This window comes from Xanthomonas sp. NCPPB 2632 (assembly GCF_041228075.2).
GTDB lineage: Bacteria > Pseudomonadota > Gammaproteobacteria > Xanthomonadales > Rhodanobacteraceae > Luteibacter.
Window position 1 is genome coordinate 4031871 of the sequence record NZ_CM192979.1, and the last position, 18281, is coordinate 4050151.

Sequence of the window (18281 nt, forward strand, 5' to 3'; positions counted from 1 at the left end):
CGTCTTGCAGATTGGATACCCCTCAACCTTCGATCAGTCCTGACAACTCAATCACCCTCGCGGCCATCACGTCATCATCACCGCGCGACTCCACGTTTAACCGAAGCAACGGCTCCGTGTTGGAAGACCGTAGGTTGAATCGCCAGGAACCGAAGTCGGCACTAACACCGTCGATATGTGACAGATGCGGAGCCTCCTTTTCGTAATAAGCCAGGACGCGAGCCACAACTGCCTTGGCGTCGTCTACAACGAAGTTGATTTCGCCGCTACACGGATAAGCACCCATGCACTCCTCCAGCATGCTCGAGAGATTTTTGCCTGTCTTGGAAAGACGCTCAGCAACCAGCAGCCATGGAATCATTCCAGAGTCGCAATAAGCAAACTCGCGAAAATAATGATGGGCGCTCATCTCTCCGCCGTAGACGGCGTCTTCGGCGCGCATGCGCTCCTTGATGAAGGCATGACCGGTCTTGCTCTCGACAGGCACACCACCGGCCTTTCGAACCATGTCGATGGTGTTCCAAGTCAGGCGGGGATCGTGGATAACCTTGGCACCCGGGTGCGTCTCGAGCAACTGCGCCGCTAGCAGGCCGACGATATAGTACCCTTCAATGAAGTCTCCCCGAGCATCGAACAGGAAGCAGCGATCAAAATCGCCATCCCACGCGATACCCAAATCGGCGCCATGCGCGACTACGGCACGAGCTGTCGCATCCCGGTTATCCGGCAGTAAAGGATTGGGGATGCCATTGGGGAAACTGCCGTCCGGATCGTGGTTCACACGGACGAATTCGAAAGGAAGATAAGCCTCCAATAGATCAACGACGACGCCCGCGCCACCGTTACCAGCGTTGGACACGATCTTTAAAGGACGCAGTCCGTTCGTGTCGATGTAGCTGAGCAGGTGGGCGATGTATGCCGATTTGTCGTGTTCGTGGATGACGCGTCCCGGCGCCGGGACAGCACCATCGAATACATTGTCCTCGACCATCCGCTCTATGTCACGCAGGCCGGTATCGCCGCTGATTGGGCGAGCCTCTTCACGGACTAGCTTCATGCCGTTGTAATCGATCGGGTTGTGACTGGCCGTCACCATGATGCCGCCGGCGACGCGACGATGGAACGTCTGAAAATACACCTCTTCGGTGCCACACAAACCGATGTCGATCGAGTCACGGCCTTCATCATTGAGCCCCCGCACGACGGCGGCAGCGAAAGCCGGGCTGTCTCGACGGATGTCGTAACCGACCACCACCGGACCATCGTCGACCGTGCGCGCAAATGCGCGCCCAATGCGATAGGCGATATCCTCGTTGAGTTCGTCGGGTACGCGCCCGCGAATATCGTAGGCCTTGAAACATTTCATGGAATTGGTCCGGAGAAGGGCGAGGGTCCATTTTTACCGATTCCTGGACACTCATTCCACCATCTCGCCGACGTTTTCGCGGCCGATACAAGGTAAAAAGCGAGTGTCTAGGAATAGTGAAGCCAGTCTTCGGTATCTGACTGAGGAGCATCACACGACCTATAGGCACGTCTTCTACTCGACAGTCACCGACTTGGCGAGGTTCCGCGGCTGATCCACATCCGTGCCACGCATCACCGCGACGTGATACGCCAGCAACTGCATCGGGATGGTAAACACCGCCGGCGCGATCAGATCGCCACCGCCGTCGACACGCACCGTGGCGATATGGTCGGCATCCGCATCCAGCTCCGCACGGTCATCGGCGAAGACGATCAGCTCGCCGCCGCGGGCGCGTACTTCCTGCAGGTTGGATTTCAGCTTATCCAGCAAGGGACCGTTAGGCGCTACCGCCACGATCGGCATGTTCTCGTCCACCAGCGCCAGCGGGCCGTGCTTGAGCTCGCCTGCGGGATAGGCCTCCGCGTGGATATAGGAGATTTCCTTGAGCTTGAGCGAACCCTCCAGCGCCACCGGGAACTGCGCGCCGCGACCGAGGAACAACGCGTGCTGCTTGGCGGCGAAATGATCGGCGATCCGGATGATCTCGGGCTCGCTCTTCAACGCGTTCTCGATGTAGCGCGGCAGCGACTGCAGTTCCTTGCAGTGCGCCAGGTACTTGGTTTCATCCAGGCCACGGCGCCGACCCAGATCCAACGCCAGTAGCGCGAACGCGGTGAGCTGGGTGGTAAAGGCCTTGGTCGAGGCCACGCCGATCTCCGGGCCTGCGCGGGTCATCAGGCGCAGGTCGGATTCACGCACCACCGAGGACTCGGGTACATTGCAGATGGCGAACGTGGCGAGGTAGCCGCGACGACGCGACTCGCGCATGGCGGCCAGGGTATCGGCGGTTTCGCCGGACTGCGACACCGCGACGAACAGGGTGTTCTCCGGCACCACCACGTCGCGGTAACGGTATTCGCTGGCCACCTCGACTACCACGGGGATGCGTGCCAGTTCTTCGATCCAGTACTTGGCGACCATGCCGGCGTGGTAGCTGGTGCCACAAGCGACGATATGAATGCCACGGGTCTTGTCGAGGATCGGGTCGGCGTCGATGCCGAAGATGTTCGGCAACACGCCATGCGGGCCGATGCGCCCTTCCAGGGTATCGGCCACGGCGCGCGGCTGTTCGAAGATCTCCTTCTGCATGTAGTGGCGGTATTCGCCCCGCTCCACCGAATCGGCACTGATCTCGCTTTCGTGGGCCGTGCGGTCCACGCGCTGGCCGTCCAGGCCGAACACCTCCACGGTTTCCCGCGTGATCTCGACTACGTCGTCTTCTTCCAGGTACATCATCCGGTTGGTGACCTTGATGAGAGCCTGTGCATCGGAGCCGAGGAAATGCTCGCCGATGCCGATGCCCACCAGCAGGGGGCAACCGCGACGGGCACCGACGACCCGCTCGGGTTCGTCCAGGCTCATCACCGCGATGGCATAGGCACCTTCCAGTTCACGCACGGCGGCGGTGACCGCTTCGCGCAATGGCTTGCCGGACTGCACATGCTCATCGATCACGGCACCCATCACCTCGGTGTCCGTTTCCGAATGGAACACGCGGCCCTGCGCCTTGAGGCGCTCGCGCAGGGAGGCGTAATTCTCGATGATGCCGTTGTGCACGATGGCGATGCGGCCCTGCACGTGCGGATGCGCGTTGTGCTCGCTGGGCACGCCGTGCGTGGCCCAGCGCGTATGCGCGATACCCGTCCCGCCAGGTACCGGGTCCGCGTCGTACAACGCTTCCATCTCACGCACCTTGCCTTTGGCGCGGACGCGGCGGATCTGGCCGCCGTCGGCGATGGCCATACCCGCGGAGTCGTAACCCCGGTATTCGAGGGCTTTCAGGCCTGCAATGAGGATGGGCGCGATATCACGCTGCGCAACAGCGGCGACGATTCCACACATGACGCTTCCCCTTGGCCTTAGTTGACTTTGCGACGCAGGTAATTGAGCAAGTCGATCCGCGTGATCAGGCCGAGGAACTGCTCCCCGTCGACGACGATGGCGACATGACCTTTTTCGAACACGGGCAGGAGCGCCTCGATCGGCTCCCTGACCTGGAGCATTTCGGGCGACGCCATCATCGCGGTGGAGACCGGGTCGCGGAACTTCGATTCGTCCGCATGCACGTGCAGCAGGACGTCGGATTCGTCGAGGATGCCGACGATGCGATCGCCCTGCATCACCGGCAGCTGCGACACGTCGTACAGCTTCATGCGGTTGTATGCGGTAATCAGCATGTCGTCGGGCTTGATCACCACCGTGTCGCGCTGCGCGTAGGGACGCAGGATCAGGTCGCGCAGGTCACCGTAGCGCTCGCGCTCGAGGAACCCGTTGTCCAGCATCCAGTAGTCGTTATACATCTTCGACAGGTACTTGTTGCCGGTATCGCAGACCAGTGTGACCACCCGCTTGGGCGTGGTCTGCTCGCGGCAGTACTTCAGCGCCGCGGCCAGCAACGTGCCGGTGGACGAGCCGCCCAGCACACCTTCCTTCGACAGCAGCTCGCGCGCGGCCAGGAAGCTTTCCTTGTCGGTGATGGCGAAGGCTTTCTCGACGAGCGAAAAATCGCTGATCGAGGGGAGGAAATCCTCGCCGATACCTTCGACCATCCAGCTGCCGGACTTCTCCGAGAGGATGCCCTCGTTGATGTATTGCGCCAGGATGGAGCCGACCGGATCGGCCAGGATGATCCGCGTCTTCGGCGAGCGCTCCTTGAGGTAGGCGGTGAGCCCGCTCACGGTTCCCGAGGACCCACAGCCCACCACGATGGCGTCCACGTCGCCGTCCATCTGCTCCAGGATCTCAGGACCGGTGGTCTGCATGTGCGCCAACGGATTGTCGGGGTTGCCGAACTGGTTGATGAAGTAGGCACCCGGGGTTTCGCGCGCGATGCGCTCGGCCATGTCCTGGTAGTACTCCGGGTGGCCCTTGGCGACATCGGAACGGGTCAGCACCACCTCCGCGCCCATCGCCTTGAGGTTGAAGATTTTCTCTCGGCTCATCTTGTCCGGCACCACCAGCACCAGCCGGTAGCCCTTCTGCTGCGCGACCAGCGCCAGGCCCAGGCCGGTGTTGCCCGCCGTGCCTTCCACCAGGGTGTCGCCCGGCTTGATCTTCCCGGCGCGCTCGGCGCCTTCGATCATCGACATGCCGATGCGGTCCTTGACCGAACCACCGGGATTCGCACTCTCGAGCTTGAGGAACAGCTCGCACGGACCTGCGTCCAGGCGCTGGGCGCGCACCATCGGGGTGTGACCGATCAGGTCGAGGACGCTGTCATGAACAGTCATTGGAACTCCATCGTGTTTTTGCGGCGTGGCCCCTTCGACCTCGCCCTCTGGGCGCCCATCATAAAGGGTGTGCCGGTGAACCGATGCCCGGCCGATCGGCCGACCCGTAATGGCGTAGGTACAACCCTTACGCACCGACCCGGTCGGTGGAACGAAAACGGGCGCCTTGCGGCGCCCGTCGGTCGATGGAGCCGGGTCAGGGCTCAGTGTGGAGACTGTTGCCAGCTATCCCACATTCGTTGGAGCTTTTCCTTGGCCTGCAGCTTTTCCCTCTTGAGACCCGCCAGGCTGACATCGTCGATAGGCAGACAGCCGATGTTGGCGTCATGCAACTTGGTATCGAGTTCCTGGTGGCGATAGAAAAGACGACGGGTATCCGCGTTGGCGTGGATGAACTTCTCGACGTCGTCACGCTGCTGGTTTTCGAACATTGCAAACTCCTCGCGGTGGGATCGGCCCGCGGTGCGGGCCGGTCGTGAGGGGAGCCATGCGGTCGCTGCGTTGCACGGCTCCGGCAGGACCGCCACCGTGTTTTTCCGGTGACGGGATACCGAAGCTACTCCGCTCACCGGAACCGTGCAAGGGCGATTTTTCTCACGTTACACGCCTAAAAACGCATAAAAACGCGATTTAGTTGCCGCTCGACTTCTTCGTCTTCTTCGGGGTCGGTGCCGGTGCACCGCCATCCGAGGAGTTCATATCGCGCATGGCGCGTGCGGCCGCCTCGGCCAGTGCGGCCTGCTTCTTGGCGGCATTGGCCACCTTGGCCTGCGCCGCAGCGACCTGCCTGGCCTTGTCACCCTCGGCCTTGGCCTGGTCCAGCGCCTGGGAGTACTCCACGCCCTGCTGCTGAAGGCGGGCGGCCTCTTCCTGGATCATCTGGTTCTGGGCGCGCTGCTGTTCGAGCTGGCGGCGGGCCATCTCGGCATCCAGCCGGCTCGCCTCCAGCAGGATGGCATCGTGCTCACGATCGAGCTGGGCGCTCTTGGCCTGGGCGTCCTGGTACTGGGCCATGGCCTTGGCGATATCCACGCGGCGCTCGGCCACGTAGAGGTAATGGGCGTGTTCCTTGTCCTTGGGACGGAACTGGCCCATCTGGTTGATGGCCTCGCGGGCGCGCGCCTGCTCGGCCTGCGCATAGCTGCCCAGCACGGGGTCGGAGGAGAGCTGGTCCAGGCTGGAATTGAGACGACGGATGTCCAGGTCGTCCGTGGCGGCCATGGCGCTGCCGGCCGCGAGCGCGAAGGCAAGGGCCGAGGCAAGAAGGGTGGAACGCTTCATCACTGGCCTCCCTGGGGGTTGGACGACTGGATCTGGCTGCCCGACGGGTCGTTCAGCGGCTGGGTCTGCCCGCCGACCGGCGGTGGGGTGGTGGCCGTAGGCTCGGGCAATACCGACTCGGTCTCCTGCACGTTCGACGGAATGGGCACCGTATCGTTGGCATGGTTGTCGATCATCTCGACGCGCATGCGGGAGTTTTCCTTGCTCTTGGTCGTGTTCTGCGCGCGGGCTGCACCAAGGCGGGCCTTGGCACGGGCCAGTTCGCTGTCCGCACGCGATTCGTCGGCGAGCACCGCCGCCTCGTCGTACTTACGGCTGGCCATGGCGGCCTGCGCCTGACGGAACTTGCTCTGGGCGTAATCCAGGTCCACAGGCGCGTAATCGGCGGCTCCGGCGTCCCGGGCGGCCTGCAACTGGGCCAGGGCCTGGTTCATCGAGCCATCGGGCGGAGGAACACTGGCACAGCCGGCGATCGTCATGACTGCCAGGCCGAGAGCGGCCAGGGCAAGGAGTCGGCGACCCTTGGAAAGGGTTTTCGACGGCAAGTTGTGCACCATCACTCGTTCCTCTTACAGATTTGCGAGATATTGTCGATATATATAGGGTCAAGGGCTGACCTCGACTCGATTGTAATGAACGTCCGGGGGTTTAGGTGGATATCGGTTATTTCCTGAAGCTGATGGTGGACAAGGGCGCGTCGGATATGTTCCTGACGACGGGTGCTCCGGTGAACATCAAGGTGGAAGGCAAGCTCTACCCGTTGGGCAACACCGGCCTGCCTGCCGGCATGGTGAAGAAGATCGCCTACTCGCTGATGGACGAGGGCCAGGTGCCCCAGTTCGAGCGCGACCTGGAACTGAACATGGCCCTGGCCGTGAAGGAAGCCGGGCGTTTCCGCATCAACGTGTTCAAGCAGCGTGGCGAGATCGGCATGGTCATCCGTGCCATCAAGAACGAGATCCCCTCGCTGGAAGAACTGCAGCTACCCACCATCTTCCGTGAACTGATCATGGAGCCGCGCGGCCTCATCCTGGTCGTGGGCGCCACCGGCTCGGGCAAGTCCACCACCCTGGCCGCCATGCTCGACCACCGCAACACCAACTGCTCGGGCCATATCCTCACCATCGAGGACCCGATCGAATACCTGCACCGGCACAAGCGCTCCATCGTCAACCAGCGCGAGGTGGGCCTCGATACCCATAGCTACCACGAGGCCCTGAAGAACGCGATGCGCGAGGCGCCGGACGTCATCATGATCGGCGAGATCCGCGATACCGAGACCATGGAGGCGGCCATCTCGTTCTCCGAGACCGGTCATCTCTGCCTCGCCACGCTGCATTCGAACAACGCCGACCAGACCCTGGAGCGCATCCTCAACTTCTTCCCGGAAGCCGCGCACAAGAACGTCCTGATGAACCTGGCCCTGAACCTGCGAGCCGTGATCAGCCAGCGCCTGGTGACCGGCAAGGACGGCCGCCGCATGCCCGCCACCGAGGTACTGCTCAATACCCCGCTGATCCGCGACATGATCCGCCGCGGCCAGATCCACGAGGTGAAGGACGCCATGGACCGCAGCCTGCAGGAAGGCATGCAGACCTTCGACCAGTCGCTATATCGTCTGTACAAGGACGACAAGATCACGCTCGAGGAATGCCTGAACAAGGCGGACTCGCGAGATGGCCTGGCATTGAAGATCCGCCTGTCCGAGGGAGCGACCGGGAACGAGTTCGCTTCCAGCGATCCGTATGGGATTGGGGTTTAAGCGGGAGCCTGGCGGCAGGTCGGGATCGCGCACATCGTGCGCTCCTACAACGGAGCCCCTTGTAGGAGCGCACGATGTGCGCGATCCCGCCCCCTCAGACCCCGGTAGGAGCCCACGATGTGGGCGAATCAGGTCACAGGAGCGTCCGGCTGCACCTCAGGCGCCGCCCTCTGAAACGCCTCCAGTCCCTGACAAGCTCTCACCACCCGGCGAATCATCGGATACGGTTCCAGATCCACGCCCCAGCGCACGGCGTTGTAGTGCTGCGGCACCAGGCAGCAGTCCGCCAGCGTCGGTGAGTCGCCGTAACTGAATGTCCCCGCGTCCCCCTCGGCCAGCAGGGCTTCCAGCCCGTCGAAGCCATGTGCGATCCAGCGGCGTGACCAGGCCTCCTTCCCCGCCTGGTCCGCACCGAACTCCGCTTCGATGGCCTTGAGCACCCGCAGGTTGCCCAGCGGATGGATATCCGTACCCACCGCCTGCATCAGTTCGCGCACCTTCGCCCTGCCCTGCGCATCCGCCGGCATCAGGGCCGGATCCGGGCGGGTCTCGTCCAGGTATTCCAGGATCGCCATGGACTGGCGCAGCGTGCGATCGCCGTCCACCAGCGTCGGCAGCTGGGCCTGCGGCGACAGCTCGCGGTAGGCCGGCTTCAGGTGCTCGCCGCCGTCCTGGACGAGGTGCACCGGCCGCGATTCATAGGCCAGGCCCTTGAGCTGGAGGGCGATGCGGACGCGATACGCGGCACTGGAGCGCCAGTACGTGTACAGAACAAGGGCCATGGCGGGGGCTTCCGGTCGGGGATGGGGGCATTCTAGCCCGCCGCCGTTTGCGCCCATCCACCCTGGACGCGGACAATGGGGAATTCTTCTCGACCCCCAGCTGGAGACCCATCGTGTCCGTCATCCGCATGCAAGACCTCGACCTCAAGGGCAAGCGAGTCCTCATCCGCGAAGACCTGAACGTGCCCGTCGAGAACGGCAGGATCACCTCCACCCAGCGCCTGGACGCCTCGCTGCCCACCATCGTGGCCGCACGCGACGCCGGCGCCCGGGTCATGGTCATCTCGCACCTGGGCCGGCCGAAGGAAGGCGCGTTCGACGAAGCCTCCTCACTCAAGCCGGTGGCCGCGTGGCTCGGCGAGAAGCTCGGCACCGACGTGCGCCTCGTGCGTGACTACCTGGGCGGCGTGGACGTGGCCGAAGGCGAGGTCGTCGTGCTGGAGAACTGCCGCATGAACGTCGGCGAGGGCAAGGACGACGAATCCCTCTCGAAGCAGTACGCCGCCCTGTGCGACATCTTCGTCATGGATGCCTTCGGCACCGCACATCGCGCGCAGGCGTCGACCCACGGCGTAATCCGCTTCGCGCCCATTGCCGCTGCCGGCCCTCTGCTGGCCAGGGAGCTGGACGCGCTGGGTAAAGCCCTGAAAGACCCGCAGAAGCCGCTGCTGGCGATCGTCGCCGGCTCCAAGGTATCGACCAAGCTCGAACTGCTGCAGAACCTGGTGGGCCGCGTGGAACAGCTGATCGTGGGCGGCGGCATCGCCAACACGTTCATCCTCGCCGCGGGGCACACGGTGGGCAAGTCGCTGGTCGAGGCCGACCTGCTCGATACGGCGAAGAAGATCATGGCCGACGCCAAGGCACGGGGTGCGGAGGTGCCGGTACCGACCGATGTCGTCGTGGCCACGGCGTTCGCCGCCGACGCCAAGGCTACGGTGAAGCCCGTGGACCAGGTGGCCGACGACGAGATGATCCTCGACATCGGCCCGGACACCGCGAAGCGTTACGCCGACCTGATCGCCAAGGCCGGTACCGTGGTCTGGAACGGGCCGGTCGGCGTGTTCGAATTCGACGCCTTCGGCAAGGGTACCGAGACACTCGCGCGTGCCATCGCCGCATCCAGCGCGTTCTCCATCGCCGGTGGCGGCGATACCCTCGCCGCCGTCGACAAGTACGGCATCGAAGACGGCGTGTCGTACATCTCCACCGGCGGCGGCGCCTTCCTCGAATTCCTCGAAGGCAAGGAACTGCCGGCCGTGGCCGCCCTGGAAGCACGGGCGGACACGAAGTAATGCTGATCCTTTTCGACCTGGACGGCACCCTCATCGACTCCCAGATCGGCATCTTCGCCGGCGTTCGCCATGCCATGGCGAGCGTCGGCGCCGAGGCACCGGATGACGATGCGCTGCGCTCCTGGATCGGGCCGCCCCTGCGGGTGAGCTTCGGCCCACTCCTCGACCACGACAGCGAGCGCGTCGAAAAAGCCGTGGAGGCGTACTCGCAACGCTTCCACGACATCGGCTGGTCCGAACACACCGTGTATCCGGGCATTCCGGAGCTGATCGCCGCCTTGGTCGGTGCCGGCCATCGGCTCGCCGTGGTCACCAGCAAGGTGCGTCCACACGCCGAACCCATCGTCGCCCACCTGCCCTTCGGCGAGGCGTTCGAGAAGGTATACGCACCCGACCCGTCCTCGGCGAAGAGCGAGAAGGCAGAAATGATCAGCGCCGCGGTGCTCGATTTCGGAAAAGGCGTCGACGACGTGCTGATGGTCGGCGACCGTCATTTCGATATCGACGGCGCCGTAGCCAACGGCGTGCGCGGCATCGGCGTGCTCTGGGGTTTCGGCGATCGTGCGGAGCTGGAAAAAGCCGGGGCGTGGAAAGTCGTCGAAAAGCCGATGGATATCGTGGCCTTAGCAGGCAGCGCAGCAGCGATTTAAGTCAACGGGCGGTATCAGAGACACGGAGCGCGCAAGGCGCATCTTTGCCTACACCGCCAGGCGATATTCCTAAGCGATACAAAGGACATCGCTGATGTCCTTTGATCGACAGGCTGGCTAGTTTCGCGGGGCAACGATCTCAAGCGTCTTCCCAGGAGTTCCCCATGCCACTTCGCCCCGTGGTACTCAGCGTGCTGACAAGCTCGCTCTTTTTCCCAGCCGCTTGTCTGGCCGACGGCGTGGTCACGACATCGGCCAACGTACCCGTTGACCACCCATGGGCGCGTTCATCCTCGCGCTCCCTGCCAACTCGTCGGTATCCAGTCACGACATCGGCGAGAGAACTCACTCGGCGATCCATCGCTGGCGCATTCACGGCACCACGTCGCCACGGTGCGGCAACCAAATGGGCGATGCGCGTCGCCGTGCTTGCTCTGGAGGCCACAGGACACGCCACAAGTCCCGGGCATGACGACACCGGAGACATCGGCAAACTGCCGCGACGAGTCATTTCGCCTCTTGAGCCGCCGCTCCCTGGCCTTAGCGGAAGTATTCGATGACCGACTCCTCAGCGCCATGCATCACCAGCGGTGCCTCCGCATAGAAAAAGAAAAGCCCCCTTTCGGGGGCTTCGCTCTAAAAGGCAATGTCGCCTTACTTGGTGACGCGCTTCACCGCATCCACGACCGCCGTGGTGGTGATGCCGAAGTGCTCGTACAGCTTGTCGATCGGGCCGGAGGCACCGAAGGTGGTCATGCCCACCGTCGTGCCGTCCAGGCCGACGTACTTGCCCCAGAAGTCGACGCTGGCGGCCTCAACCGCCACGCGCGCGCGGCACCACGAGGGCAGCACGCCTTCACGGTATTCGGCCGGCTGGGCATCGAATTCCTCGGTGCACGGCATGGACACGACGCGCACCGGGATGCCCTGATCGCCCAGGGCCTGGGCGGCCTCGACGGCCAGGCCGACTTCCGAGCCCGTAGCGATGATGATCGCCTTGAATTTCTCCGCCGATTCCCAGAGCACGTAGCCGCCCTTGGCGATGTTGGCCACCTGCTCTTCCGTACGCGGATTGTGCTTGAGGTTCTGCCGCGAAAAGATCAGGCACGAGGGGTTGCCCTTGCGCTCGATGGCCTGCTGCCACGACACCGCCGACTCCACGGCATCGGCCGGGCGCCACACGCGGTTGTTCGGGATGAGGCGCAGCGAGCCCAGGTGCTCCACCGGCTGGTGGGTCGGGCCGTCTTCGCCCAGGCCGATCGAATCGTGCGTGTAGACATGGATGGCGTGGGCCGGGATCAGGCACGACATGCGCACGGCATTGCGCGCGTAGTCGGAGAACACCAGGAACGTGGCGTCGTACGGCAAGAAGCCACCATGCAGGGCGATGCCGTTGGAAATGGCCGACATGCCGAACTCGCGCACGCCGTAATGGATGTAATTGCCCTGCTCACCGCCGTCGGCGATGTTCTTCGAGCCCTTCCAGATGGTCAGGTTGGACGGCGCCAGGTCGGCGGAGCCGCCGATCAGCTCGGGCAGCAGCGGGCCGAAGGCGTCCAGCGCCATCTGCGACGCCTTGCGCGAGGCGACCACGGGACCCTCTGCCTGCAGCTTGGCGATGTAGGCGTCGGAATCCTTCTTCCAGTTGCCCGGCAGCTCGCCCGAAGTGCGGCGCTTGAACTCGGCCGCCAGTTCCGGGAAGGCCTTGGCGTAGGCATCGAACTTCTCGTTCCAGGCCTTTTCGCTCTGCGCACCGGTGTCCTTGGCGGACCACGAATCGTAGATGTCCTGCGGAATCTCGAACGGGCCGTAGTTCCAGCCCAGGCGCTCGCGCGTCAGCTTGACCTCGTCCGCGCCCAGGGCCGCGCCGTGCGAGGACTCCTTGCCTTCCTTGTTGGGCGAACCGAAGCCGATCACGGTCTTGCAGATGATCAGCGAGGGCTTCTCGTGCTGCGACGTCGCTGCGGCGATGGCCTTCTTGATGGCCTCGCCGTCATGGCCGTCGACCGGCTTGTCGTCATCGCCCACCACGACGTTCCAGCCGTAAGCGCGAAAGCGCTCGGCGGTGTTGTCGGTGAACCAGTCGTGGACTTCGCCGTCGATCGAGATGCCGTTGTCGTCGTAGATCGCGACCAGCTTGCCGAGCTTCAGCGTGCCGGCCAGCGAGCAGACCTCGTGCGAGATGCCTTCCATGAGGCAGCCGTCGCCCGCGAACACGAAGGTATGGTGGTCGACGATCTCGTGACCGGGGCGATTGAAACGCGCGGCGAGCACTTCCTCGGCGATGGCGAAGCCCACGGCATTCGCGATGCCCTGCCCCAGCGGACCGGTAGTGGTCTCCACGCCGGGCGTATGGTGGTATTCCGGATGGCCAGCGGTGCGGTAACCGAGCTGACGGAAGTGCTTCAGGTCCTCGATGCCGAGGTCGTAGCCGGTCAGGTGCAGCAGGGCGTACTGCAGCATGGAACCGTGGCCGTTGGACAGGACGAAGCGGTCGCGGTTGGGCCAGTGCGGGTTGGTTGGGTTGTGGTGGAGGAAGTCGCCCCACAGGACCTCGGCGATGTCGGCCATGCCCATCGGCATGCCCGGATGGCCCGAATTGGCGGCTTGGACACCGTCCATGGCCAGGGCGCGGATCGCGTTTGCGCGTTCGCGGCGTGTCGTCATCGGCATTCTCCAGTTAGCAAGGGCGGAAAAGCGATGATTGTCGCGCATCGGGCATGAGCTTGTCGTGGACGTTCATGCCACGGCAGGGAAGTTAACCAAGCCTTAATGTTTTAACACTGGTTTCTGAATTTCTTCAGGTACGAAGGCCTCTAATAGCGACAAGCCGTCGTCGCCCCCTCCCCACACACGACGATGGTCGCCCCGACAATAAGAGGAATACCCCATGAAAAAGGCAGCTCTTGCCCTTGCAGTTTCTTGCGCTTCGTTTGCAGCCATTCCGGCTTTCGCACAGGATTCCAACACCGCCGTCAGCGGCAACTACCAGCCCAGCCAGTCCGTGGGCAGCGGCAACTGGTTCATCGCCGCGCAGGCTGGCCGTACCAACGGCAGCGACAACGGTGGCTTCGGTGACGGCAACAACGGCGGCTTCAACTTCCTCAAGGGGAACAAGGACCGTCGCACGGGTTACGGCCTGCTGGGCGGCTACCGCTGGAAGGTCGGCCCGGATCTGGGTCTCGGCCTTGAAGCCGGTTATGCCGATCTGGGCAACTACCGCGTGAAGAACGTCTTCGAGAACGGCCAGGACGTCGACCAGAAGGGCACGCGCAATGCGCTGCGCGGCTGGATGGTCGGTGTGAACGGCAAGATCAACCTCGTGCAGGGCTGGTACCTCAGCGCGCACGGCGGTTACTTCCGCGCCAACGACAACAACCAGAACTACAACAACAGCGTCAGCGAAGACCTCGGCTTCTCGAGCGGTGGCAGCGCCTCCCGCGGCAGCTGGTACGGTGGCGTCGGTACCGGTTGGGACATCAACGAGCACTTCAGCGTGGGTGCGGCGTATGACTACTTCCACGCCGACGCAGGCAAGGTGCGTAACAACGCCACGGGTGAAGTCTCCCGCGGTATCAAGCGCTCCACGGGCATCGTTTCGCTTGCCGGTGAATACCGCTTCTAAGCACCTGTTTCAGATATAGATCCACGTAAAACAAAGGAGCCGCGACGTCGCCGTCGCGGCTCCTTTTCTTTTATCTATCAGTTGGGCTGGTATTCCCAACGCTGGTGGTCGTTGCCCAGGCAGGCGTACAGCTGCAGGCGCGAGCCGTTGTTCTGGCCGCCGGATGGGTCATCGAGGCAGAGATTGCTCTGAGTGCCGCGCACTTCGCCGCGGATGCGCCATTTCTGGTTGGGCTGGGCATTGCATTGCCACATGCGGACGACCGTGCCGTTCGCGGTGCCGCCATCGGCCGCTTCCAGACAATTGCCGCCGTAACCCACGAAGCTACCGTTCGGGCCAAGCTTCCACTTCTGGTTGTCCGTGTGCGTGCAATCCCAAAGCTGCACGCGGGTACCGTTAGCGGTTCCATACCCCTGTACGTCGAGGCAACGCCCCGTGTCACTGATCAACTCACCAACGGAGGGATCGAAGGTGAAGCGCTGATTCGACGTACCACCGTCGTCGTACAACTGGAACAGCGAGCCGTTGGCCGTGCCGAATCCGATGGAGTCCACAACGCGGCCGCCGTTGGTAACCAGCGAAGCATGGGTGAACGTCCAGGCCTGATTGGTCGTGGACGACTCGCTCCACAACTGCAGAGGGGTGCCATTGCTCGTGCCATAGCCTGCGGCATCAAGCACCATGGATGTGCCGAGGCTATATATGGCACGGGTATCGGCCTGCGAACCCCACTGCTGCTGCCGCAGCCCGTTGCAGGCCCACATCTGCATGGGAGCGCCATTGTTGGTGCTCCCGTTGGACACATCCAGGCAGCGCCCCGTACCGTTCGCCAGGGTCAGCTGGCCGGGCGCATTCGAGGTCGGATCGGCGACCACGGTGGCGCGGAAATTCATGGCGGTCGCCATGGTCTCGCGGAACGTGCGTGCCACGTCCGCGGCGTTGGCGATGCCGCAGGGCAGGCCCTTGCAGGTGGACACATCGGGCGTCGAGTACATGAGCTCGGCTTCCTGGCCGCTCTGGCCGTACGACATGATGTCGTAGAAGTTGGCGCTGTCGTTCCGATAGCCGTACGAGTACGGATACAGCGCGCCGGTCGAGTTGGTCTGAGTGTTGTGCTGCGCCCCCAGGTTGTGGCCCATTTCGTGAGCCAGCGAGGTGTCCGGGCAATAGGAATAGCTGCCGCCGCCCAGGTCGATGCTGCCGTCACCGACGACCGAGAAGGTCTGGTCGCGGCCATTGGTGTTGTAGGGGGCCTGCGGGATATAGGCCAGGCCGCAGCCGTTCTGGCCCGAGGCATAGCGACGCATGAAGGACACCAGGTCGGCACCGTACTGCTTGCGGGCGGCACGCACGGCCGCCAGCGGCGAGGACGCCGAGGTCGAGGCCAGGTCGCTCAGCGCCGTGCCATTGTCCGTATTGTCCGCATAGTTCACTTCGAGGCTGCCGACCAGGCGAAACGACGCGGCGGTGACGCCCGAGTTGGCCAGGCCGCGGTTGGCCACGTCGATCAGGTTGGTCAGGCGCGTCGTCACCGCCGAAGCGCTGCCCAGATAGGCGCGATAGCCGCTGGAGTAGCCGATCAGGACATCGACGGGCGCCGCGGTCGACGAGGAGCCAGCAGCCGTGACGGGTGCCTGCGATCCGGTCGTCTCGGCGGCCTCGTCGGCGGCCTTGACCACCGTGTCGCCGCCGGCGCGAATGCCTTGCTGCAGCTGGCTGAAAGGCGCACTGCTCACGTAGGTCTTGCCGCCGATCGTGGCGATGCGCAATTGCTGCCCGTTCGACGACGGCAGCACACCGTAGGTGGCATCGGGACCGAAGGTGATCACGGCGTCCTGGCCCGTCGTACCGCCGTCCTTGCGGCCAACCCAGGTCCAGTTACCGTCCTCGTGGGTGATGTGCCTGTCGTAATCCAGGGCGACCTGGGAACCGTCCGGCGCAGTGAACGCGAGGTGGCCCGACAAGGCGGAGGCGAGCACCTGGTCCACGTCGATATCGACCGGATAGTACGTGTACGGCCCTTCCCGGCGGGGCGTCTCCGTCGCCGAATACGAGAACAGTTCGCCCGTCGGGGCGGACGCATTGGCGGACGACGTCATGGCCGAGCCGACGACGCCGGGGGCGACGTTCGCAGCCAGGGGACGAAGCGGTGTCGATACGATGGGCGCTCCGACGGGAGCGGCGCCAGCCGTTGACGCGGAAGCGATGGATGGACGACTACGGGGATCGGTCGCGCCTGACGCCTGCCAAACCATGACCCCGGCCAATGCAAGGGTACCCATGACCGCCGCCCAGGCGGTCCCTTTCTTACGATTCATCAACCTTGCTCCGCTGCCGCTGGATCGGGCTTCCAGGGGGAAGACCCGCCGTCCCCAGGCTGAGGACTGCCACATATACGGCAAGGAACTGCACAAAGTTGCCGAATATGTGGATTCCGTCATTTAACGGCCGCGCCACAAAAAAAAAGAGGCGCCCCGTAGGGCGCCTCTTTTTATTCGTTCAGGATCGAGTTAGGCGCGTTTCTTCCAACGCCCCAGGGCCGCTTCGCCATTCTCCTTGGCCCGCTCCAGCACGATCTTCTGGGCAGCATCCACGTTGCCCTTGATGTCCTTGGCCCACAGCGCAAGGGCTTCAGCCTGCATGGCACGACCGTACGAGAAGCTGACCGGCCAGGGGTGCGGCCCGAGCTTGTTGATCTCGTTGAGGTTTTCCGTGGCCTGGGTGTCTTCCTGGCCGCCGGAGAGAAACACGATGCCCGGCAGCGTCGCCGGCACGGTGGTCTTGAGGACGCGGACGGTGGCATCGGCCACGTCCTCGGCATCGACCTGGCTTTCTTCCGGGGCGTTCTTGCCCGGGATCACCATGCTGATCTTGAGGATGGTGCCCTCGAGCATGACGTTCTGTTCGTAGAGGGCGTTGAACAGGCTACGCAGCACGGCTTCGTGCACTTCGTAGCTGACCTCGAGGTCGTGCGTGCTGTCGGCGCCGTCCATCACCACTTCCGGCTCGACCATCGGCACGATGCCGGCTTCCTGGCACAGGGCCGCATAACGGGCCAGCGCGTGGACATTGGCCTCGATGGCCGTGGAGCTGGGATTGTCGTCGGTGATGTTGATCACGGCGCGCCACTTGGCGAACTGGGCGCCGAGCTGGGCGTATTCCTTCAGGCGCTCGCGCAGGCCATCCAGGCCTTCGGTGATCACATCGCCAGGGAAACCGGCCAGTGGCACCGGACCCCTGTCGACCTTGATGCCCGGGATGATGCCGTTCTTCTTCATGATCTCGGTGAACGGCACGCCGTCCTTGGTCTTCTGGCGGATCGTCTCGTCGAACAGGATGGCGCCGGAGATGTGGTCGCCCAGGTTGGGCGTCGTGAGCAGCAGCTCGCGGTAGGCGCGCCGATTTTCCTCGGTGTTCTCGATGCCGACGCTGTCGAAACGCTTCTTGATGGTGTTGGTCGACTCGTCGATGGCAATGATGCCCTTGCCCGGGGCGACCATCGCCTGCGCGATCTGTTCGAGGTTTTCGATGCTCATGACAACTCCATGATGGTAGTGGTATGCCCCTTGATCAGGAGCGAAGCGATGACTGAAACCGGCGGAGTATAGGGCCGCGCGCCGTGAATGCCGTTGTGCGCTGCGATCAACTGGTCTGGTCGTAACCCGGCAGCTTGCACTTGGCCAGGAGGGCAGCCTTGGCGGCGGGGTCTTCCGGAAGGTTGAACCCGGTGACGTAGTAGGTCTGCACGGGCACGGCCGTGCCGTTCTGGTTGCCCTTCACGTAGACCAGTTGCTTGACGATGCTGACGCCGACCTGGCCGAGGTCACCCTGGGGTTCGACCTTCTCGATCCTTGCATTCTGCGTGCGACCGTCCGAGCCGATCATGTAGCTGACGGCGACGCAGGTCGGCTGGTTGAGGTTCTTGCCGGTGTTCGGCACATCGGGGCTGACGGACTTGTTGGTGAGATACCAGTAGCCGGTCAGTCGCTCCGGAGCGACGCGGCGGAGGTTCTGCGCCTGGGCGGTGCCCGCGGCCAGGAGGAGGACGGCGGCGGCAATGGCGCCGGTGCGGGAGGAGATACGGATCATGACGCCCTCGGTAGGTAACCAGGGCGTCGAGTTTAACCC

At 63.7% G+C, this 18281-nt stretch carries 16 protein-coding genes; 5 read left to right on the forward strand and 11 right to left on the reverse strand.

What is annotated here, in order from left to right:
• Window positions 1-22: 22 nt before the first annotated feature.
• From AB8808_RS17300 to AB8808_RS17325, 6 genes are all read right to left on the reverse strand, one after another.
• Window positions 23-1366 (reverse strand): phosphohexomutase domain-containing protein, encoded by a 1344-nt coding sequence (locus AB8808_RS17300; protein WP_369930796.1) that lies wholly within the window; start codon window positions 1364-1366, stop codon window positions 23-25.
• 174 nt (window positions 1367-1540) lie between these two features.
• Window positions 1541-3370, reverse strand: a complete 1830-nt coding sequence (gene glmS / locus AB8808_RS17305; RefSeq protein WP_369930797.1) for a glutamine--fructose-6-phosphate transaminase (isomerizing) — start codon at window positions 3368-3370, stop codon at window positions 1541-1543.
• Window positions 3371-3387: 17 nt separating this feature from the next.
• A complete protein-coding gene (locus AB8808_RS17310) occupies window positions 3388-4758 on the reverse strand; it encodes a pyridoxal-phosphate dependent enzyme (RefSeq protein ID WP_369930798.1) in 1371 nt (456 codons plus the stop codon).
• A gap of 203 nt (window positions 4759-4961) precedes the next feature.
• A complete protein-coding gene (locus AB8808_RS17315; RefSeq protein ID WP_036139926.1) occupies window positions 4962-5189 on the reverse strand; it encodes an HP1242/YdcH family protein in 228 nt (75 codons plus the stop codon).
• A gap of 199 nt (window positions 5190-5388) precedes the next feature.
• Entirely contained in the window at window positions 5389-6039 is a 651-nt protein-coding gene (locus AB8808_RS17320) for a DUF4398 domain-containing protein (protein ID WP_369930799.1), read from the reverse strand.
• Window positions 6039-6596 (reverse strand): DUF4398 domain-containing protein, encoded by a 558-nt coding sequence (locus tag AB8808_RS17325; RefSeq protein WP_369930800.1) that lies wholly within the window; start codon window positions 6594-6596, stop codon window positions 6039-6041. Before AB8808_RS17325 ends, AB8808_RS17320 begins: the two co-directional genes overlap by 1 nt.
• 95 nt (window positions 6597-6691) lie before the next feature.
• Here AB8808_RS17325 and AB8808_RS17330 point away from each other — a divergent pair, with 95 nt between their 5' ends.
• Window positions 6692-7801, forward strand: a complete 1110-nt coding sequence (locus AB8808_RS17330; RefSeq protein WP_369930801.1) for a PilT/PilU family type 4a pilus ATPase — start codon at window positions 6692-6694, stop codon at window positions 7799-7801.
• Window positions 7802-7929: 128 nt separating this feature from the next.
• On the opposite strand, the gene maiA is transcribed toward AB8808_RS17330, so the two are convergent.
• Complete coding sequence (gene maiA, locus AB8808_RS17335; protein ID WP_369930802.1) at window positions 7930-8583, reverse strand: maleylacetoacetate isomerase; 654 nt, start codon at window positions 8581-8583, stop codon at window positions 7930-7932.
• A 113-nt stretch (window positions 8584-8696) separates the two neighbouring features.
• On the opposite strand from maiA, the gene AB8808_RS17340 reads away from it, so the two are divergent.
• Entirely contained in the window at window positions 8697-9878 is a 1182-nt protein-coding gene (locus AB8808_RS17340; RefSeq protein WP_369930804.1) for a phosphoglycerate kinase, read from the forward strand.
• On the forward strand, window positions 9878-10528 hold the full coding sequence (locus AB8808_RS17345) for an HAD hydrolase-like protein (protein WP_369930805.1): 651 nt from the start codon (window positions 9878-9880) through the stop codon (window positions 10526-10528). Before AB8808_RS17340 ends, AB8808_RS17345 begins: the two co-directional genes overlap by 1 nt.
• A gap of 654 nt (window positions 10529-11182) precedes the next feature.
• Here the strand turns inward: AB8808_RS17345 and tkt are convergent.
• Window positions 11183-13195 carry a transketolase gene (gene tkt / locus AB8808_RS17350; RefSeq protein WP_369930806.1) on the reverse strand — a complete coding sequence of 671 codons (2013 nt, stop codon included), beginning with the start codon at window positions 13193-13195 and terminating at the stop codon, window positions 11183-11185.
• A 223-nt stretch (window positions 13196-13418) separates the two neighbouring features.
• On the opposite strand from tkt, the gene AB8808_RS17355 reads away from it, so the two are divergent.
• On the forward strand, window positions 13419-14153 hold the full coding sequence (locus AB8808_RS17355; protein ID WP_285405864.1) for an outer membrane protein: 735 nt from the start codon (window positions 13419-13421) through the stop codon (window positions 14151-14153).
• Between the two features lie 77 nt (window positions 14154-14230).
• Here AB8808_RS17355 and AB8808_RS17360 read toward each other — a convergent pair whose 3' ends face one another.
• Window positions 14231-16252 carry a ricin-type beta-trefoil lectin domain protein gene (locus AB8808_RS17360; protein ID WP_369930807.1) on the reverse strand — a complete coding sequence of 674 codons (2022 nt, stop codon included), beginning with the start codon at window positions 16250-16252 and terminating at the stop codon, window positions 14231-14233.
• A gap of 181 nt (window positions 16253-16433) precedes the next feature.
• Between AB8808_RS17360 and AB8808_RS17365 the strand changes: the two genes are divergently transcribed.
• Window positions 16434-16598, forward strand: coding sequence for a hypothetical protein (locus tag AB8808_RS17365; RefSeq protein ID WP_506193231.1), 165 nt, complete (start codon window positions 16434-16436; stop codon window positions 16596-16598).
• A 65-nt stretch (window positions 16599-16663) separates the two neighbouring features.
• On the opposite strand, the gene AB8808_RS17370 is transcribed toward AB8808_RS17365, so the two are convergent.
• Window positions 16664-17689, reverse strand: a complete 1026-nt coding sequence (locus AB8808_RS17370) for a class I fructose-bisphosphate aldolase (protein ID WP_369930808.1) — start codon at window positions 17687-17689, stop codon at window positions 16664-16666.
• Window positions 17690-17795: 106 nt separating this feature from the next.
• Window positions 17796-18242: an energy transducer TonB gene (locus AB8808_RS17375; RefSeq protein WP_036139900.1), complete on the reverse strand. Its 447-nt coding sequence runs from the start codon at window positions 18240-18242 to the stop codon at window positions 17796-17798.
• Window positions 18243-18281 lie beyond the last annotated feature (39 nt).